The sequence below is a fragment of the Pseudomonas sp. JL27(2026) genome (assembly GCF_056933555.1).
The window spans coordinates 4,442,368-4,459,733 of the sequence record NZ_CM167794.1 but is presented as its reverse complement, the minus strand read 5'-3'; the positions used below and the strand labels follow the sequence as shown (position 1 = coordinate 4,459,733).

Sequence of the window (17,366 nt, the reverse complement as noted above, 5' to 3'; positions counted from 1 at the left end):
AGATTCGGTACTTAAGGCATAATCCGCCCCATCCATAACAACAAGGACGCCGCCCTGTGAGCTCAGTCAACAAGTCGATTTTGTTGGTCGATGACGATCAAGAGATACGCGAGTTGCTGGACACCTACCTCAGCCGCGCCGGCTTCCAGGTGCGCACTACGCCCGATGGCGCAGGGTTTCGTCAGGCGCTGAACGAGGCGCCCAGCGACCTGGTGATCCTCGACGTGATGCTGCCGGACGAAGACGGCTTCAGCCTGTGCCGCTGGGTTCGCCAGCACCCGCGTCAGGCCCAGGTGCCGATCATCATGCTCACCGCCAGCTCCGACGAGGCCGACCGGGTCATTGGCCTGGAACTGGGCGCCGACGACTACCTTGGCAAACCCTTCAGCCCGCGCGAATTGCAGGCACGGATCAAGGCTTTGCTGCGCCGTGCACAGTTCGGTCAGGAGCGCTCCGGCGGCGAAGTGCTGGCGTTCGATGAGTGGCGCCTGGACATGGTCAGCCACCGCTTGTTTCACACCGACGGTGAGGAAGTGATTCTCTCCGGTGCCGATTTCGCCCTGCTCAAACTGTTCCTCGATCACCCGCAGGAAATCCTCGACCGCGACACCATCGGCAACGCCACCCGTGGCCGCGACCTGATGCCGCTCGATCGCATCGTCGACATGGCCGTCAGCCGTTTGCGCCAGCGTCTGCGCGATACCGAAAAACCCCCACGCCTGATCCGCACGGTGCGCGGCAGTGGCTATCAACTGGCCGCCAACGTGGTTGCCAGCAATGGTCACTGAGGCCTTCGCCCGGTTGATTCGGCGAGTGCCAGTGCCGCGTTCGCTGCTCGGGCGGATGTTGCTGCTGACCCTGCTGGTGGTGCTGTTTGCCCAGGCGCTGTCGAGTGTGATCTGGGTCTCGCAATTGCGTGCCACCCAGTTGGAAGGGCTGGTGACTGCCGCCCGCAGCCTGGCCCATTCGATGACGGCCAGCGTCAGTTACTTTCGCTCCTTGCCGGTGGCTTATCGACCGCTGGTGCTCGACCAATTGCGCAGCATGGGCGGCACCCGTTTCGTCGTGACCCTCAACGACAAACCGTTGGGCATGGAGGTGCTGCCCGCGACGCCGCGCAAACAAGCGGTGCTGGAGGCGGTGGAGGACGTGTTGCGTACGTCCCTGGGCAACGATGTCGATATCTCGGTGACCTTCGTCAGCCCCCAGGACCTGCGCATCTTCAACGGTGGCCTGAAGCTCGACGAGTTGCCGCGCTCCTGGGCGCATTACGCCCTGACCCTGGAACCGGTCAACCCACCGGTGCTGGTCACTCAGATCAAACTGGCCAAGGGTGAATGGCTGTACATCGCCTCGCTCCTGCCTGAGCCCTACACCAGCCTCGAAGAACAAGGCCTGCCGGCGCAGCAGGTCTGGTTCATTGTGCTTACCAGCGGTTTTTTGCTGCTGTTCATCGGCTTGCTGGTGCACTGGCAGAGTCGCCCGCTCAAGCGTCTGGCGCGGGCCGCACGGGACCTGTCGCTGGGCGCCGAGGTCGAACCGGTGGCCGAGGGGGGCGGCAGTGAAGTGGTCGAAGTCGGGCGTGCGTTCAACGCGATGCGCGAACGCATCAGCCGTTACCTGACCGAGCGCAGCCAGTTGTTCAGTGCGATTTCCCATGATCTGCGCACGCCGATCACCCGCCTGCGGTTGCGGGTCGAACTGCTCGAGGACGAGCAACTGCAAGCCAAGTTTGGCCGTGATCTGGACGAATTGGAGTTGCTGGTCAAAGGCGCGTTGCAGTGCGTCAAGGACACCGACATTCATGAAAATATCGAGCCGGTGGACCTCAACCATGTGCTCGATTGTCTGGTCGAACCTTATCTGGCGCCCCACGGCAATGGCCGCGTGACCCAGCAGGGGCGGGCGCTGGCGCCGTACCCTGGCAAGCCCTTGGCGCTCAAGCGCTGCATCGGCAACCTGATCGACAACGCCCTGAAGTACGGACAGAACGCCCATTTGCACATCGACGATGATCACAGCGCCTTCATTCTGCACGTCGACGACGAAGGCCCAGGGGTTCCGCAGCAGCGCCTGGAGCAAGTGTTCGAACCGCACTTTCGTCTGGCCGGTCAGCAGCAGGGTTATGGGCTGGGGCTGGGCATTGCGCGCAACATTGCCCATAGCCATGGTGGGGAAGTGAGTTTGCAGAATTTGCGCGAGGGCGGGCTGCGGGTGACGTTGCAGTTGCCCCGCAGTGTTGATTAGGGATACCGCGTTATCGTTCTTCGCGAGCAAGCCCGCTCCCACATTAGATTCTCGGCGTACACAAAATCTGTGTTCGACACGGTCAAGTGTGGGAGCGGGCTTGCTCGCGAAAGCATCGGAGCATTCAACACATTTTTTTAAACAAACGTCACAAGTCAGTGACACAGCCAGCCCCCTTCGTTACCTGCGCCTTCCCCTACGTTGTTTAGACTCCCAGCAGTCATAACAACAAAAAAGGTCCCTCATGAACACCTTCCAACCTGCATTCAGCAGTTGGCTGAACGCGCCTGCCCATCAGCAATGGCTGGCCGATGAAGGCCTGCGCCTGCTGGCATTTGCCAAAGCGTCGAAGCTGCCCGAGGGCTTCGGCCATATGGACGAACACGGTCAACTGCCGGCCGATGCCCAGGCTCACACCCTGAACACCGCCCGCATGACCCACAGCTTCGCCATGGCACACATTCAGGGCCTGCCAGGGTTTGGCGAGCGGGTGGATCACGGCATCAAAGCCCTCTGCGGTCCGCTACGTGACGCCGAATTCGGCGGTTGGTTCGCAACACCTGAGCACCGCGACGGCAATACCGGCAAAGCTGCGTACCTGCATGCGTTCGTGGCGCTGGCGGCCAGCTCGGCGGTGGTTGCCCGACGGCCCGGTGCACAGGCCTTGCTCAACGACGCAATCGCGATCATCGAGCAGCATTTCTGGAGCGAAGAGGAGGGCGCGATGCGCGAGTCCTTCAATCGTGACTGGAGCCGCGATGAAGCCTATCGCGGCGCCAACAGCAACATGCACGCCACCGAAGCGTTTCTCGCGCTGGCCGATGTCACCCAGGACAACCGTTGGCTGAGCCGCGCACTGCGGATTGTCGAACGGGTGATTCACGGTCACGCGGCCACCAACGACTACCAGGTCGTTGAGCATTTCGATCAAGGCTGGCAGCCATTGCCTGAGTACAACCACGACAACCCCACCGACGGTTTTCGCCCTTACGGCACCACGCCGGGTCATGGTTTTGAGTGGGCACGGCTGCTGCTGCACCTGGAAGCGGCGCGGGTGCAAGTGGGCATGCTCACTCCGGGCTGGCTGGCGGTCGATGCGCAAAAACTCTTCGAGAGCAACTGCCGGCACGGCTGGGAAGTCGATGGCGCGCCGGGCATCGTCTACACCCTCGACTGGAGCCATCGCCCGGTGGTACGCCAGCGTTTGCACTGGGTTCACTGCGAAGCGAGTGCGGCCGCGAGTGCCTTGCTCAAGCGCACGGGTGAGGCGCAGTACGAAACCTGGTATCGGCGTTTTTGGGAATACAGCGAAACCTGCCTGATCGACCGGGCTCACGGCAGTTGGCACCACGAACTCGACCCGCAAAACCGCCCGAGCGCCGAGATCTGGGGCGGTAAACCAGACCTCTATCACGCCTGGCAAGCCGTGCTGATTCCGCGCTTGCCATTGGCGCCTAGCATGGCCTCGGCATTGGCCCAGGTGTCTAGCCCGGCACTTATGTAACCATGCGGTGACATTTCACCGTCGCTTCGTTACCTGCGAGGTGGACTACGCTGTTTAAACTCGTTTGCAGCGCAAGCACCAGACTTGCATGCATAACAACAAGAAAGGTACTTCAGATGAATGCGATTTCTCGCCTCGCCACTGTCATTTCTCTCGCCTCATTGTTTCCCCTGACTGCATTTCCCCTCAGTGCCCTTGCCGCCGATTCCAAAGGCTCCGTGGAAGTCGTGCACTGGTGGACATCGGGTGGCGAAAAAGCAGCGGTCGATGTCCTCAAGGCTCAAGTCGAAAAAGACGGCTTCATCTGGAAGGACGGTGCGGTCGCCGGCGGCGGTGGCTCTACGGCCATGACCGTACTCAAGAGCCGCGCTGTTGCGGGTAACCCGCCAGGTGTCGCACAAATCAAAGGCCCGGACATCCAGGAGTGGGGTAGCACCGGCCTGCTCAGCACCGATGCCTTGAAAGACGTTTCCAAAGCGGAAAACTGGGACAGCCTGTTGTCGAAGAAAGTCGCCGACACCGTCAAGTACGAGGGTGACTATGTCGCGGTGCCGGTGAACATTCACCGGGTCAACTGGCTGTGGATCAACCCGGAAGTCTTCAAGAAAGCCGGTATCGAAAAAGCCCCGACCACTCTCGAAGAATTCTATGCCGCTGGCGACAAGCTGAAGGCTGCCGGCTTCATTGCCCTGGCCCACGGCGGTCAGCCATGGCAGGACAGCACGGTGTTTGAAGACGTGGTGCTCTCGGTCATGGGCGCGGATGGCTACAAAAAAGCCCTGGTCGACCTGGATCAGAAAGCCCTCTCGGGCCCCGAGATGGTCAAGTCTTTCACCGAGCTTAAAAAACTCACCGGTTACATGGACCCCAACCGCGCGGGTCGTGACTGGAACATCGCCGCTGCCGACGTGATCAATGGCAAGGCCGGCATGCAGATGATGGGCGACTGGGCCAAGAGCGAGTGGACTGCCGCGCACAAAGTGGCCGGCAAGGACTACCAGTGCGTACCGTTCCCAGGCACCGAAAAAGCCTTCACCTACAACATCGATTCCCTCGCCGTGTTCAAGCTCAAGGCTGATCGCAAGGGCGACATCGCCGCTCAACAGGACCTGGCCAAGGTCGCGTTGGGTAAAGACTTCCAGAAGGTCTTCAGCATCAACAAAGGTTCTATCCCGGTGCGTACCGACATGCTCAACGACATGAGCGCGTCGGGCTTCGACTCGTGCGCCCAGGCATCGGCCAAGGACTTCCTGGCGGATGAGAAGACCGGGGGCCTGCAACCGAGCATGGCGCACAACATGGCCACGTCCCTGGCCGTGCAGGGCGCGATCTTCGATGTGGTGACCAACTTCATGAACGACAAGGACGCAGACCCGGCCAAGGCCAGCGCCCAACTGGCATCGGCCGTCAAAGCCGCCCAGTAATCCCGAATACAGCCTGATCCTGTGGGAGCGGGCTTGCTCGCGAAGACGGTAAGTCAGTCGACATCTGTGTTGGATGTCAGTCCGCTTTCGCGAGCAAGCCCGCTCCCACAAGGGATCACTGTGTCGATTCATTTCTCCCCACCTGGATTATCCCGATGAGCTCTGTGGCGGTTTTCAGCAAAGCCTCACCGTTCGACGCACTGCAACGCTGGCTCCCCAAACTGGTTTTGGCACCGAGCATGTTGATCGTGTTGGTCGGTTTTTATGGCTACATCATCTGGACGTTCATTCTGTCCTTCACCAACTCAAGCTTCATGCCGAGCTACAAGTGGGTCGGCCTGCAGCAATACATACGCTTGATGGACAACGATCGCTGGTGGGTCGCGAGCAAGAACCTCGCGCTCTTCGGCGGCATGTTCATCGGCATCAGCCTGCTGCTGGGTGTGTTCCTGGCGGTGCTGCTGGACCAGCGCATTCGCAAGGAAGGTTTCATCCGCACCATTTATCTGTACCCGATGGCGCTGTCGATGATCGTCACCGGTACTGCGTGGAAATGGCTGCTCAACCCAGGCCTGGGCCTGGACAAGATGCTGCGTGACTGGGGTTGGGAGGGCTTTCGCCTGGATTGGCTGGTGGATCAGGATCGCGTGGTGTACTGCCTGGTGATTGCCGCTGTCTGGCAAGCCTCGGGGTTTGTGATGGCGATGTTCCTGGCCGGCCTGCGGGGTGTTGATCAATCGATCATCCGCGCCGCTCAGGTCGACGGCGCGAGCCTGCCGACCATCTATCTGAAGATCGTCCTGCCGAGCCTGCGGCCGGTGTTTTTCAGCGCCTTCATGATCCTTGCGCACATTGCGATCAAGAGCTTTGACCTGGTGGCGGCAATGACGGCGGGCGGTCCGGGTTACTCGTCCGACTTGCCGGCGATGTTCATGTATTCCTTCACCTTCAGCCGTGGCCAGATGGGCATCGGTTCGGCCAGTGCGATGATGATGCTGGGCGCGATCCTGGCGATTCTGGTGCCGTACCTGTACTCCGAGCTGCGAGGCAAACGCCATGATTAATCAACCGCGCTTGAGCTTCAGCCGCGTCGCCATCTACGCCACGTTGCTGCTGGCGGCGGCGGTCTACCTGATCCCGTTGGTGGTGATGCTGCTGACCAGCTTCAAGTCGCCTGAAGACATCCGCACCGGCAACCTGCTGAGCTGGCCGCAAGTGATCGACGGCATCGGCTGGTTCAAGGCCTGGGATGCCGTGGGCGGTTACTTCTGGAACTCGGTGAAAATCACCGTGCCGGCGGTACTCATTTCCACGTTCATCGGTGCCCTGAACGGCTACGTGCTGTCGATGTGGCGCTTTCGCGGTTCGCAGCTGTTTTTCGGTCTGCTGTTGTTCGGCTGCTTCCTGCCGTTCCAGACCGTGTTGCTGCCGGCCTCGTTCACCGTGGGCAAGCTCGGCCTGGCCAACACCACCACCGGTCTGGTGCTGGTGCACATTGTCTACGGCCTGGCGTTTACCACGCTGTTCTTTCGCAACTACTACGTGAGCATTCCGGATGCGCTGGTCAAGGCGGCGCGGCTGGATGGCGCGGGCTTCTTCACGATCTTCTGGAAGATCCTGCTGCCGATGTCGATCCCGATTGTGATGGTCTGCCTGATCTGGCAGTTCACTCAGATCTGGAATGACTTTCTGTTCGGCGTGGTCTTCGCCAGTGGCGATGCCCAGCCAATCACCGTGGCCCTGAACAACCTGGTCAACACCAGTACCGGGGCCAAGGAATACAACGTTGACATGGCGGCGGCGATGATCGCCGGGCTGCCGACACTGCTGGTCTACATATTCGCTGGCAAGTATTTCCTGCGTGGGCTGACGTCCGGCGCGGTCAAGGGGTAGAACATGGCAACTCTCGAATTACGCAACGTCAACAAGACCTACGGCAGCGGCTTGCCAGACACCCTGAAAAACATCGAACTGAAGATTGATGATGGTGAGTTCCTGATCCTTGTCGGCCCGTCCGGTTGCGGCAAGTCCACCTTGATGAACTGCATCGCGGGGCTTGAAAACATCAGCGGCGGGGCGATTCTGGTGGATGACGCGGACATCAGCGGCATGAGCCCGAAAGATCGCGACATCGCCATGGTGTTCCAGTCTTACGCGCTGTACCCGACCATGAGCGTGCGCGACAACATCGCGTTCGGCCTGAAGATTCGCAAAATGCCCGCCGCTGAAATCGAGGAAGAAGTTGCGCGGGTGGCCAAGCTGCTGCAAATCGAACACCTGCTTGGCCGCAAACCCGGCCAGCTTTCCGGTGGTCAGCAGCAACGCGTGGCCATGGGCCGGGCGCTGGCGCGGCGGCCGAAGATTTACCTGTTCGACGAACCGCTGTCCAACCTCGACGCCAAGCTGCGGGTCGAGATGCGCACCGAAATGAAACTGATGCATCAGCGCCTGAAAACCACCACGGTCTACGTGACCCACGACCAGATCGAAGCGATGACCCTGGGCGACAAAGTGGCGGTGATGAAGGACGGCATCATCCAGCAGTTCGGTACGCCGAAGCAGATCTACAACGACCCGGCCAACCTGTTCGTGGCGAGCTTCATTGGCTCGCCACCGATGAACTTCATTCCGCTGCGCTTGCAGCGCAAGGAAGGTCGCCTGCTGGCGCTGCTCGACAGTGGCCAGGCGCGCTGTGAGTTGCCGCTGGGCATGCAGGACGCCGGTCTTGAGGACCGCGAAGTGATCCTCGGCATGCGCCCGGAACAGATCGTTCTGGCGAACGGCGAGGCCAATGGCTTGCCGACCATTCGCGCCGAAGTGCAGGTCACCGAGCCGACTGGCCCGGACACCCTGGTGTTCGTCAATCTCAATGAAACCAAAGTCTGCTGCCGCCTCGCGCCGGACGTGGCGCCGGCCGTGGGCGAGACCCTGACCCTGCAATTCGACCCATCGAAAGTGCTGCTGTTCGATGCCAAGACAGGCGAGCGCCTGGGGACGGCCGGCCAAGCGAAAACCGAAACTCACAGCGCAAACGTCACCCAGTTCAAAGGCCGCTGAAGATCAGAAATGTGGGAGCGGGCTTGCTCGCGAAAGCGGTCGGACATACAGCATTGATGTCGACTGATACACCGCCTTCGCGAGCAAGCCCGCTCCCACAGGGGATTCGTGGCGGATGGGGACATTCGTCGCAACGGTTGTAAACCGCGTTAGATAAAAACAGTTAATAACAATAAAGAACGAGGATGTAGGGATGAAGAAGAACAACACCCGTACCCGGTTTATCTGCCAGCTGTCCGCGATTGCGGCGATGAGCCTGGCTGGTAGCGTGCACGCCGCCGAGGCGTTCAGTGCCGATTCGAAGTGGATGACCGGTGATTGGGGCGGTGAGCGAACCAAGCTGATCGAGCAAGGCGTCGACATCAAAATGGACTACGTCGGTGAAGTGGGTGGCAACCTGCATGGGGGCTACAACGACGACAAGACCGCGCGCTACAGCGACCAGTTTGGCCTGGGCGTGGCGCTGGACCTGCAAAAACTGCTGGGTTGGGATAACACCCAGGCGAAGGTCCAGTTCACCAACCGTAACGGTCAGAACATCTCCAATGACCGTGTCGGCGACCCGCGTGCCGGCACCTTGAGTTCCTCGCAGGAAGTCTACGGGCGGGGCCATATGGTCCGATTGACCCAATTGTGGATCCAGCATCAGTTCTTCGACAATAAACTGGACGTCAAGGCCGGTTACTTCGGTGAAGGCGAAGACTTCAACACCTTCCCGTGCGAGTTCCAGAACCTGGCGTTCTGCGGTTCCCAAGTGGGTAACTGGGCCACCAACATCTGGTACAACTGGCCGGTCAGCCAGGCGGCGATCCGCGTGAAGTACAACATCACGCCTGAGTTCTTTGCGCAGATTGGCGCGTACAACCAGAACCCGTCACAACTGGAGCACGGTAACGGCTTCAAGCTCAGTGGCAGCGGTACGGCGGGCACGGTCCTGCCGGTCGAGCTGGTCTGGTCGCCGAAGGTCAACAATCTGCCGGGCGAATACCGTGTCGGTTACTACAAAAGTACCGCCGATGCCGCCGATGTTCGCGAGGACGTCAATGGCCAGGATGCGGCAACAACAGGCAAAGCTTATCGCTCCCACGATAGCAAGCACGGCTACTGGTTCGTGGTGCAGCAGCAACTCACCAGCCACAATGGCGACGCTTCTCGCGGGCTGAACATCGCGGCCAACGCGACCTTCCACGATAAGGACACCAACGTTGTCGACAACTATCAGTCGTTGATGTTTGTGTACAAAGGCCCGTTTGATGCACGTCCAAAAGATGACGTCGGCATCGGTTTCTCCCGTATCCACGTCAACAATGATGTGAAGAAAAATGCCGAGTTGCTCAACGTCGCCAACGGAGCCACCCGTTACGACGATCCGATGTTCTCGCCGCTGCGTAGCACTGAGTACAACTACGAGATCAACTACGGTTTCCACGTTACCAACTGGCTGACCGTACGCCCTAACCTGCAGTACATCACTCATCCTGGGGGCGTGGACGAAGTCGACAACGCGATCGTCGCCGGTTTGAAAATTCAGTCGGTGTTCTAACTTAAGCTGCGATAAGCTCCTTTCTATAATGCGCATTTTGCGGATGGCCAAGGCTGTCCGCTTTTTTTTGGGTGAGCCAACGCGGACTTTTCGCGTACGCTTTTGTGGCGAGGGAGCAAGCTCCCTCGCCACAGTCAGTTAGCCGACACAAAAGTGTATGAATACACCCATGATTTTCAGGACCGCGGCACATGCATGAGCATCCGCTACAACGCTTCTTCAAGTCCTTGCGCGAACGTCCGGTGTTTGCGTGGGAACGCTATCGGCAGCGCGAAGTGCTGGTGATCGACCATCCGCTGTGCCAGGCGGTGTTCAGCCGGCAGGGTGCACAATTGCTGCATTTCCAGCCCAGGGGCCAGAAACCGTGGCTCTGGTGTGCGGCGAAGTGGCCGCAAGTCGGGGCCATTCGTGGCGGCGTGCCAGTGTGCTGGCCGTGGTATGGCCGTCACCCCAGCGAAAACGCCTGGCCGTCCCATGGCTGGGCGCGGCTGATCGACTGGAAGCTGATCGACAGCAGCAGCGATGACGACGGCGTGCGCCTGCATTGGCAATTGCAGCTGTGCGACTGGCAGGTGGACCTGCACGCGCATCTGGGTGAGCGTATGGATTTGCGTCTGAGCACCGAACATCAGGACAGCCTGCCATGCCAGCTGAGCCATGCTTTGCACGCTTACTGGCGTATTGGTGATATCGGTGAGGTAGCGCTGTCTGGGCTCGACGGCGTGCAAGGCTATGACCAGCTCAAACGTGAAACCTGCCAGCAGGAAGGCGAGTTGCGGGTCGACGGCGGGTGCCAGCGGGTGTTCCAGCACGAGGGTGAATTGCAGCTCAAGGACCACGCCTGGCAGCGTCAATTGTGCATCGACACCGGCGACAGCGCCGACACGGTGGTCTGGCACCCGGGGTCACGGCCACTGTTGGGGGTGAGCTGGGATGAAGTCTCGGAGTTTGTCTGCGTCGAGGCCGCGAGCGGTGGCACCGACAGCCTGAGCCTGGCGCCGGGGGAGCGGGCGCATTTGAGTTTGCAGGCTCGGGTGGGGATTTAACTCAATTTCTGTGGTGTGGCGCCCATCGCCTTCGCGAGCAAGCCCGCTCCCACAGGTACGGCGCGATCCTGTGGGAGCGGGCTTGCTCGCGAAGACAGTTTATCGGGCGACGCAGGTCACAGAAGGGGTTAGTTGAACTCATCGCCAATCGGATACCGGCTGGCGTTGAGGCTTTCCTTGATCTTGCGCAGGTGTGGCTGGAAGTCGACGCCACGGCGCAGGGTCATGCCGGTGGCGAGTACGTCGAGTACCGTCAACTGGATGATCCGCGAGGTCATCGGCATGTAGATGTCGGTATCTTCAGGCAGCGGAATGTTCAGGCTCAGGGTGCTGGCCTTGGCCAGTGGCGAACCTTCTGCGGTCAGGCCGAGTACCGAGGCACCGTTCTCGCGGGCAATGCGCGCCACTTCCACCAGTTCGCGGGTGCGGCCGGTGTAGGAAATGATCACGAACAACTCACCGGTGTGAGCCACCGAGGCAATCATCCGTTGCATCAGCACATCGGCATGGGCGGTGACGGCCAGGTTGAAGCGGAAGAACTTGTGCTGCGCATCCAGGGCCACCGGGGCTGATGCGCCGAGGCCGAAGAAGTGGATCTGCCGGGCCTGGATCAGCAAATCCACGGCGCGGCTGATCAGGTTCGGGTCCAGCGCTTGGCAGGCGCTGTCCAGCGACGCAATCGCGCTGCCAAAGATTTTCTGGGTGTAGGCTTCGGGGTTGTCGTCGGCTTCCACCGCGCGGCTGACATACGCCGCACCGCTGGCCAGGCTTTGGGCCAGTTGCAACTTGAGTTCCGGGTAGCCGCTGACGCCAAACGAACGGCAGAAACGGTTGACCGTCGGCTCGCTGACCGAGGCGGCCTGGGCGAGGGCGGCGATGCTGAAGCGGGTCGCCTGCTGAGGATTGAGCAGGATCACTTCGGCGACTTTACGTTCTGCCTTGTTCAGGTCTTCAAGGCGATTCTGGATCTGTTCCAGTAAATTTCGCACGCGGTCCATACATGTTCCTTAGGTCGGCTATGCAAACGGGGCCTTTGAAGCAGCCCATAACGGTGGCCTATCCTACTGATGGCTCCGACCGACCACCACTCGGATTCTATATTTTGGAAAAATGTTATGGTTATTACTACATTTTTCCTTGAGCGATGCCTTGAAAAAAGGTATTTGTAGCTTAACTTGATAAAAGAACAAACATCATGCCTTCGATTACGGTTGAACCGTGCACCTTTGCCTTGTTCGGCGCCCTGGGCGATCTGGCCCTGCGCAAGCTGTTTCCTGCCTTGTACCAACTCGATGGTGCCGGCCTGTTGCACGAGGACACGCGAATCTTTGCGCTGGCTCGTGAGCCGGGCAGCGAGCACGAGCACCTGGCGAACATCGCCGCTCAACTGCGCCAGTACGTCGAGGCCAAGGACATCGATGAAACGGTGGTCGAACGCTTCCTGGGCCGCCTGACTTACCTGCATGTCGACTTCCTCAAGGCGGACGATTACGTTGCCTTGGCCGAGCTGGCGGGCAAGTCTCAGCGGATGATCGCGTATTTCGCCACACCGGCAGCGGTGTACGGGGCGATTTGCGAGAACCTGTCCAAAGTCGGCCTCAACGAAAACACCCGTGTGGTGCTGGAAAAACCCATCGGTTCGGACCTGGAGTCGTCGCGCAAGGTCAACGATGCCGTGGCACAGTTCTTCCCGGAGAACCGCACCTATCGCATCGACCATTACCTGGGCAAGGAAACGGTTCAAAACCTGATCGCCCTGCGTTTCGCCAACAGCCTGTTCGAAACCCAGTGGAACCAGAATTACATCTCCCACGTGGAAATCACCGTGGCCGAGAAGGTTGGTATCGAAGGCCGCTGGGGCTACTTCGACAAGGCCGGCCAGCTGCGCGACATGATCCAGAATCACCTGTTGCAGTTGCTGTGCCTGATCGCCATGGACCCGCCTGCGGACCTTTCGGCCGACAGTATCCGCGACGAAAAAGTCAAAGTGCTCAAGGCCCTGGCGCCGATCAGCCCGGAAGGCCTGACCACTCAAGTGGTGCGCGGCCAGTACATTGCGGGCTACAGCGAAGGCAAATCGGTGCCCGGTTACCTGGAGGAAGAAAACTCCAACACCCAGAGCGACACCGAAACCTTCGTCGCCCTGCGTGCCGACATCCGCAACTGGCGCTGGGCCGGCGTGCCGTTTTACCTGCGTACCGGCAAGCGCATGCCGCAAAAACTGTCGCAGATCGTCATTCACTTCAAGGAACCGTCGCACTACATCTTCGCCCCTGAGCAGCGCTTGCAGATCAGCAACAAACTGATCATCCGCCTGCAACCGGACGAAGGTATTTCCTTGCGCGTGATGACCAAGGAACAGGGCCTGGACAAGGGCATGCAACTGCGTAGCGGCCCGTTGCAGCTGAATTTTTCCGACACCTATCGCAGCGCGCGCATCCCCGATGCCTACGAGCGGTTGTTGCTGGAGGTGATGCGCGGCAATCAGAACCTGTTTGTCCGCAAAGATGAAATCGAAGCCGCGTGGAAATGGTGTGATCAGCTGATCGCCGGGTGGAAGAAGTCCGGCGATGCACCCAAGCCGTACGCGGCCGGGTCCTGGGGGCCGATGAGCTCGATTGCACTGATTACGCGTGATGGGAGGTCGTGGTATGGCGATATCTGAATTCAAACTGCCGCAAGGCGTCAGCGCCCATGAGTTCAAAAGCCCGGTGCTGTTGGCCGAAGGCCTCGCCTTGAAGGTGGCCAGGCAATTGAGCGACGCCATCGATACGAAGGGCGGCGCCACGTTGGTGGTCTCCGGTGGGCGCAGCCCGGTCGCGTTTTTCCAGCACCTGGCCAAGCAAGCGCTGGAGTGGTCCAAGGTTGTGGTCACCCTCGCCGATGAGCGCTGGGTGCCGGTGGAACACGCCGACAGCAACGCCGGCCTGATCAAGCGTTACCTGTTGCAGGGCCCGGCCGCGAAAGCCAAGTTCCTGAGCCTCTACAGCGTCTCGGCCAATCTGGAGGAGGCGGCGCAGCAGGCCGATCGTTTGCTCGGCGAGCTGTCGTCGATCGACGTGCTGGTGCTGGGCATGGGCGATGACGGGCATACCGCGTCGCTGTTTCCAGGCAGCCCGAACCTGGCCGAAGCGTTGCAGGCCGACGGTACGCGCCGTTGCTGGCCGATGCTCGCGCCGACCGTGCCACATCAGCGCCTGAGCATGAGCCGGGCGCTGCTGGCGTCGGCGCAGTACACCGTGTTGTCGATTTCCGGTCAGTCCAAGTTGACCACCCTGAGTGCCGCACTGGCCGGTGACGATGTCGCCGCGATGCCGATTCGCGCGTTTCTGCAACCTACGTTAGAGATTTACTGGTGCCCATGAACCAAGGATCAGCCGCTATGACAACCTCCCAACCGACCGTTTCCATGGCGGACAAAGTTGCCCTGATCGACAGCCTCTGCGCCACGGCGCGGATCCTGCCGGTGATCACTATTGCCCGCGAGCAAGACATTCTGCCGTTGGCGGATGCGCTGGCGGCCGGTGGCCTGACGGCCCTGGAAGTGACCCTGCGCTCGCAGTTCGGCCTCAAGGCCATCCAGGTGTTGCGCGAGCAACGCCCGGAGCTGGTGACCGGCGCGGGCACCGTGCTTGATCGCAACATGCTGGCCGCCGCCGAAGCGGCCGGCTCGCAGTTCATTGTCACGCCGGGCATCACCCGTGACCTGCTGGAAGCCAGTGTCGACAGCCCGATTCCGCTGTTGCCCGGCATCAGCAATGCCTCCGGGATCATGGAGGGGTACAGCCTGGGGTATCGTCGTTTCAAGCTGTTCCCGGCGGAAGTCAGTGGCGGCGTCGCAGCCATCAAGGCTCTGGGCGGCCCGTTCGGCGAAGTGCGCTTCTGCCCGACTGGCGGCGTGGGGCCTGCGAACATCAAGAGCTACATGGCGTTGAAAAACGTGATGTGCGTGGGCGGTAGCTGGATGCTTGACCCTGAGTGGATCAAGAACGGCGACTGGGCGCGGATCCAGGAGTGCACCGCCGAGGCGCTGGCCCTGCTGGACTGACCGGCTGCTTTTTGACGAAGAATCGTTGTTGTGTTCTACGGCTTTACGGTGCACTTGGTCGGTGCGCCGTTTTTTTTTGCGCGTCTTTCAGCGGTGGATGCATCTGTTGACGGTCCGTAGACGGCTTGTAGATATAGTTACCGCAGATGGCCACAGGTTCTCCTTCACGCTGGGCGAAAGGCTGATGCTCTATCAGCCGTCCAAGACCACAGCAGAGGAGTTCAGATCATGGATGATCGCCCAACCACCCCGTCCCCCCAAGCGCACGTTTGCGTGCTGGCACCGGAGCAGATTGCCGGGCCCTATTTCCGAAACCCGAAACTGATTCGCAGGAACATCAGTGAAGGCAGCAGCGGTGTTCCGTTACTGCTCAAACTGCGGATCGTCGACGCGGCGACGTGCCTGCCGGTCAGAGATGCACTGGTCGATATCTGGCACTGCAATGCGCGGGGTGCTTACTCCGGCTGGAGCAAAGTGGATCCGGATCAGGAGGTCAGCGTCGGCAGCATCGGCGCCATTCCCCGCACCGACGACGACACGTACCTGCGCGGTGGCCAGTTCAGCGACAGGAACGGGTGTGTCAGGTTTACCAGCATTTATCCGGGGTTCTATGCCGGACGCGCGCTGCACATTCATGTGGCAGTGCGAATCATGGGCAGCAACTACCTCGATGATCGACACGTGGCTTGGGTCGGGCAGCTGTATCTACCCGAGGTGGCGTCGCGGCCGGTGCTTAACGCCAGGGAATACGCCGGTCGCGCCGTGTCGGTATTGAATAATGATCAGGACGACTTCTACACCCGCATGGGCGGAGAGCGATCGACCTTGAACATTTATCCCATTGGCCGCGATTCCTGGGAGGACGGTTATTTCGGGCACATGACTATTGGCATCGACACTCAAGCGGTATCGGAACACATCAAACGCGAGGACTTCGACACGTACACCGTATGAATCCGGCACCCGAGAACAGGCTCGGGCGCCAGCAGGGCTCAACTCAGTTCGACCAACGCTTGTGCCAGGCGCTGCATCTGCGCCGCCGTGCTGGTAAACCCCGGCGTGATGCGGATGCACGGCCCCGTCGCGGAGCCGTTGCGGGTGACGGTGAACAGGTTGTGCTCGTTGAGCAGCCGTTCAACCATCTGTTGCTGGTCGGCATGCCGGGTGAAGCGCATCGAGGTGATGCCGCAGTACAGTCGCGGATCGTCGGGGGTCATGACTTCGATACCCGGCACACCGCGCACGGCACCCACCCAGAGGTTGCGCAGGTAGTTGAGCCGCGCGCCCTTGGCCGCCGAACCACCAATGGCACGGTGTTCTTCGAGCACCAGCGGCAAGGTCAGCAGCGCCGGAATGTTCGAAGTGCTGTAGGGTGTGCGCGAGCGGATATCGTTGCTCGCGAAGTGGCTTTCGCCCATGTCCGGATCGATGTCGGCCAGACGCGACGGGGCGATGTAGGCGAAGCCGAGGGTCAGCGGTGCGCCGATCCATTTGTGCAGGTTGAAGCCGGCAAAGGCAATACCCAGCTCATCGAGGTTGAACTCGATTTGCCCCAGGGCGTGGGCACCGTCGAGGATCACGTCCACGCCGTGCTGTCTGGCCGCCGCGGCAATCGCCTGCACCGGCATGACCAGGCCCGTGCGGTGGGTGACGTGGGTGAGGGCCATCAGTTTGAGCCGTGGGTAACGCACGAATGCTTCGCGGTAAGTGGCCAGCAAACTGTCGAAACTGGCCGGGTGCGAGTGGTTGATCTCGATCACTTCGACGCCGCGATAACGCGCGAGCCAGCGCATCGCGCCCTTGACCGTGTCGTAATCCAGGTCGCAGATCAGCACCTGGTCGCCAGGCTCCAGGCGATTGTAGTTGCGGATCAGCGATTGCAACGCATCGGAGGCGTTGCGGGTGAGGGCGACGGCTTCAGGCTCGGCGCCGATCAACTCGGCCACCTGCTGGCGTATCTCCAGGCTTTCGATCTGTTCGAAGCGCTGGCGTACATGCACCGAGTTGCTGCGGTTGATGAAGTCGATGTGGCGCTGATACTCCTCGATCACGGTACGGGACATGCGCCCGAAGTAGCCGTTTTCCAGGTTGATGGGCTCGGGTACGACATCGTAACGGTCAGCGAATGTCTGCCAGAAGGCTTCATCGTGGGCGCGGTGCGTGTTGTCGGGCATGGGCGGCTCTGTCAGTCAGTGGCGAGGTTTGGGTTTGCCGTGTTTGGCGCGCAACGGGTCGAGCAGATCGGACAGGCCGTTGTGATCGATTTCCTGCATCAGGGCCAGCAAGCCGCCCAGTTCACCGTGGGGGAAACCTTCGCGGGCAAACCAGTTCAGGTATTGGCCTGGCAGGTCGGCCAGGATGCGGCCCTTGTACTTGCCGAAGGGCATTTCGCGGGTCACCAGCAGTTCGAGTTTTTCAGGGTTCATCGATCGTTCGTCTTGATTAAAGCAGTCTGGAAAATACAGGCATTCTGCATGCAGGCCAATTGACAGATCAT

At 60.5% G+C, this 17,366-nt stretch carries 16 protein-coding genes; 13 read left to right on the top strand and 3 right to left on the bottom strand.

Going from position 1 to position 17,366, the window contains the following annotated elements; genetic code table 11:
- Nucleotides 1-56 precede the first annotated feature (56 nt).
- From AC1Z1G_RS20295 to AC1Z1G_RS20255, 9 genes are all read left to right on the top strand, one after another.
- The gene (locus AC1Z1G_RS20295) at nucleotides 57-788 is read left to right on the top strand and encodes a response regulator (RefSeq protein WP_483622110.1); all 732 of its coding nucleotides are present in this window, start codon (nucleotides 57-59) and stop codon (nucleotides 786-788) included.
- 31 nt (nucleotides 789-819) lie between these two features.
- Nucleotides 820-2,247: an ATP-binding protein gene (locus AC1Z1G_RS20290; protein ID WP_483627933.1), complete on the top strand. Its 1,428-nt coding sequence runs from the start codon at nucleotides 820-822 to the stop codon at nucleotides 2,245-2,247.
- A 244-nt stretch (nucleotides 2,248-2,491) separates the two neighbouring features.
- Nucleotides 2,492-3,751, top strand: coding sequence for a D-mannose isomerase (locus AC1Z1G_RS20285; RefSeq protein WP_483622108.1), 1,260 nt, complete (start codon nucleotides 2,492-2,494; stop codon nucleotides 3,749-3,751).
- A gap of 116 nt (nucleotides 3,752-3,867) precedes the next feature.
- Nucleotides 3,868-5,175, top strand: a complete 1,308-nt coding sequence (locus AC1Z1G_RS20280; RefSeq protein ID WP_483622106.1) for an ABC transporter substrate-binding protein — start codon at nucleotides 3,868-3,870, stop codon at nucleotides 5,173-5,175.
- Nucleotides 5,176-5,330: 155 nt separating this feature from the next.
- Nucleotides 5,331-6,239 carry a carbohydrate ABC transporter permease gene (locus tag AC1Z1G_RS20275; protein WP_347901616.1) on the top strand — a complete coding sequence of 303 codons (909 nt, stop codon included), beginning with the start codon at nucleotides 5,331-5,333 and terminating at the stop codon, nucleotides 6,237-6,239.
- Nucleotides 6,232-7,068: a carbohydrate ABC transporter permease gene (locus tag AC1Z1G_RS20270; protein ID WP_483622103.1), complete on the top strand. Its 837-nt coding sequence runs from the start codon at nucleotides 6,232-6,234 to the stop codon at nucleotides 7,066-7,068. Before AC1Z1G_RS20275 ends, AC1Z1G_RS20270 begins: the two co-directional genes overlap by 8 nt.
- A 3-nt stretch (nucleotides 7,069-7,071) precedes the next feature.
- A complete protein-coding gene (locus AC1Z1G_RS20265) occupies nucleotides 7,072-8,232 on the top strand; it encodes an ABC transporter ATP-binding protein (RefSeq protein WP_483622101.1) in 1,161 nt (386 codons plus the stop codon).
- Between the two features lie 193 nt (nucleotides 8,233-8,425).
- Nucleotides 8,426-9,775 (top strand): carbohydrate porin, encoded by a 1,350-nt coding sequence (locus AC1Z1G_RS20260; RefSeq protein ID WP_483622099.1) that lies wholly within the window; start codon nucleotides 8,426-8,428, stop codon nucleotides 9,773-9,775.
- Nucleotides 9,776-9,966: 191 nt separating this feature from the next.
- Nucleotides 9,967-10,821, top strand: coding sequence for a D-hexose-6-phosphate mutarotase (locus tag AC1Z1G_RS20255; RefSeq protein ID WP_483622097.1), 855 nt, complete (start codon nucleotides 9,967-9,969; stop codon nucleotides 10,819-10,821).
- A 128-nt stretch (nucleotides 10,822-10,949) separates the two neighbouring features.
- Here the strand turns inward: AC1Z1G_RS20255 and AC1Z1G_RS20250 are convergent, their stop codons facing one another.
- Entirely contained in the window at nucleotides 10,950-11,810 is an 861-nt protein-coding gene (locus AC1Z1G_RS20250; RefSeq protein WP_177318273.1) for a MurR/RpiR family transcriptional regulator, read from the bottom strand.
- Nucleotides 11,811-12,016: 206 nt separating this feature from the next.
- Between AC1Z1G_RS20250 and zwf the strand changes: the two genes are divergently transcribed.
- From zwf to AC1Z1G_RS20230, 4 genes are all read left to right on the top strand, one after another.
- Entirely contained in the window at nucleotides 12,017-13,486 is a 1,470-nt protein-coding gene (gene zwf / locus AC1Z1G_RS20245) for a glucose-6-phosphate dehydrogenase (protein ID WP_483622095.1), read from the top strand.
- Nucleotides 13,473-14,186 (top strand): 6-phosphogluconolactonase, encoded by a 714-nt coding sequence (gene pgl / locus AC1Z1G_RS20240; protein ID WP_483622093.1) that lies wholly within the window; start codon nucleotides 13,473-13,475, stop codon nucleotides 14,184-14,186. The genes zwf and pgl overlap by 14 nt, the downstream gene beginning before the upstream one ends.
- A gap of 17 nt (nucleotides 14,187-14,203) precedes the next feature.
- Nucleotides 14,204-14,869 (top strand): bifunctional 4-hydroxy-2-oxoglutarate aldolase/2-dehydro-3-deoxy-phosphogluconate aldolase, encoded by a 666-nt coding sequence (locus AC1Z1G_RS20235; protein WP_347901609.1) that lies wholly within the window; start codon nucleotides 14,204-14,206, stop codon nucleotides 14,867-14,869.
- 228 nt (nucleotides 14,870-15,097) lie between these two features.
- Nucleotides 15,098-15,823, top strand: a complete 726-nt coding sequence (locus AC1Z1G_RS20230) for an intradiol ring-cleavage dioxygenase (protein WP_483622091.1) — start codon at nucleotides 15,098-15,100, stop codon at nucleotides 15,821-15,823.
- Between the two features lie 38 nt (nucleotides 15,824-15,861).
- Here AC1Z1G_RS20230 and AC1Z1G_RS20225 read toward each other — a convergent pair whose 3' ends face one another.
- Both AC1Z1G_RS20225 and AC1Z1G_RS20220 read right to left on the bottom strand, forming a co-directional pair.
- Nucleotides 15,862-17,043 carry an aminotransferase class V-fold PLP-dependent enzyme gene (locus AC1Z1G_RS20225; protein ID WP_483622089.1) on the bottom strand — a complete coding sequence of 394 codons (1,182 nt, stop codon included), beginning with the start codon at nucleotides 17,041-17,043 and terminating at the stop codon, nucleotides 15,862-15,864.
- A 15-nt stretch (nucleotides 17,044-17,058) separates the two neighbouring features.
- Nucleotides 17,059-17,295: a DUF3820 family protein gene (locus tag AC1Z1G_RS20220; RefSeq protein ID WP_274108324.1), complete on the bottom strand. Its 237-nt coding sequence runs from the start codon at nucleotides 17,293-17,295 to the stop codon at nucleotides 17,059-17,061.
- Nucleotides 17,296-17,366: the final 71 nt, after the last annotated feature.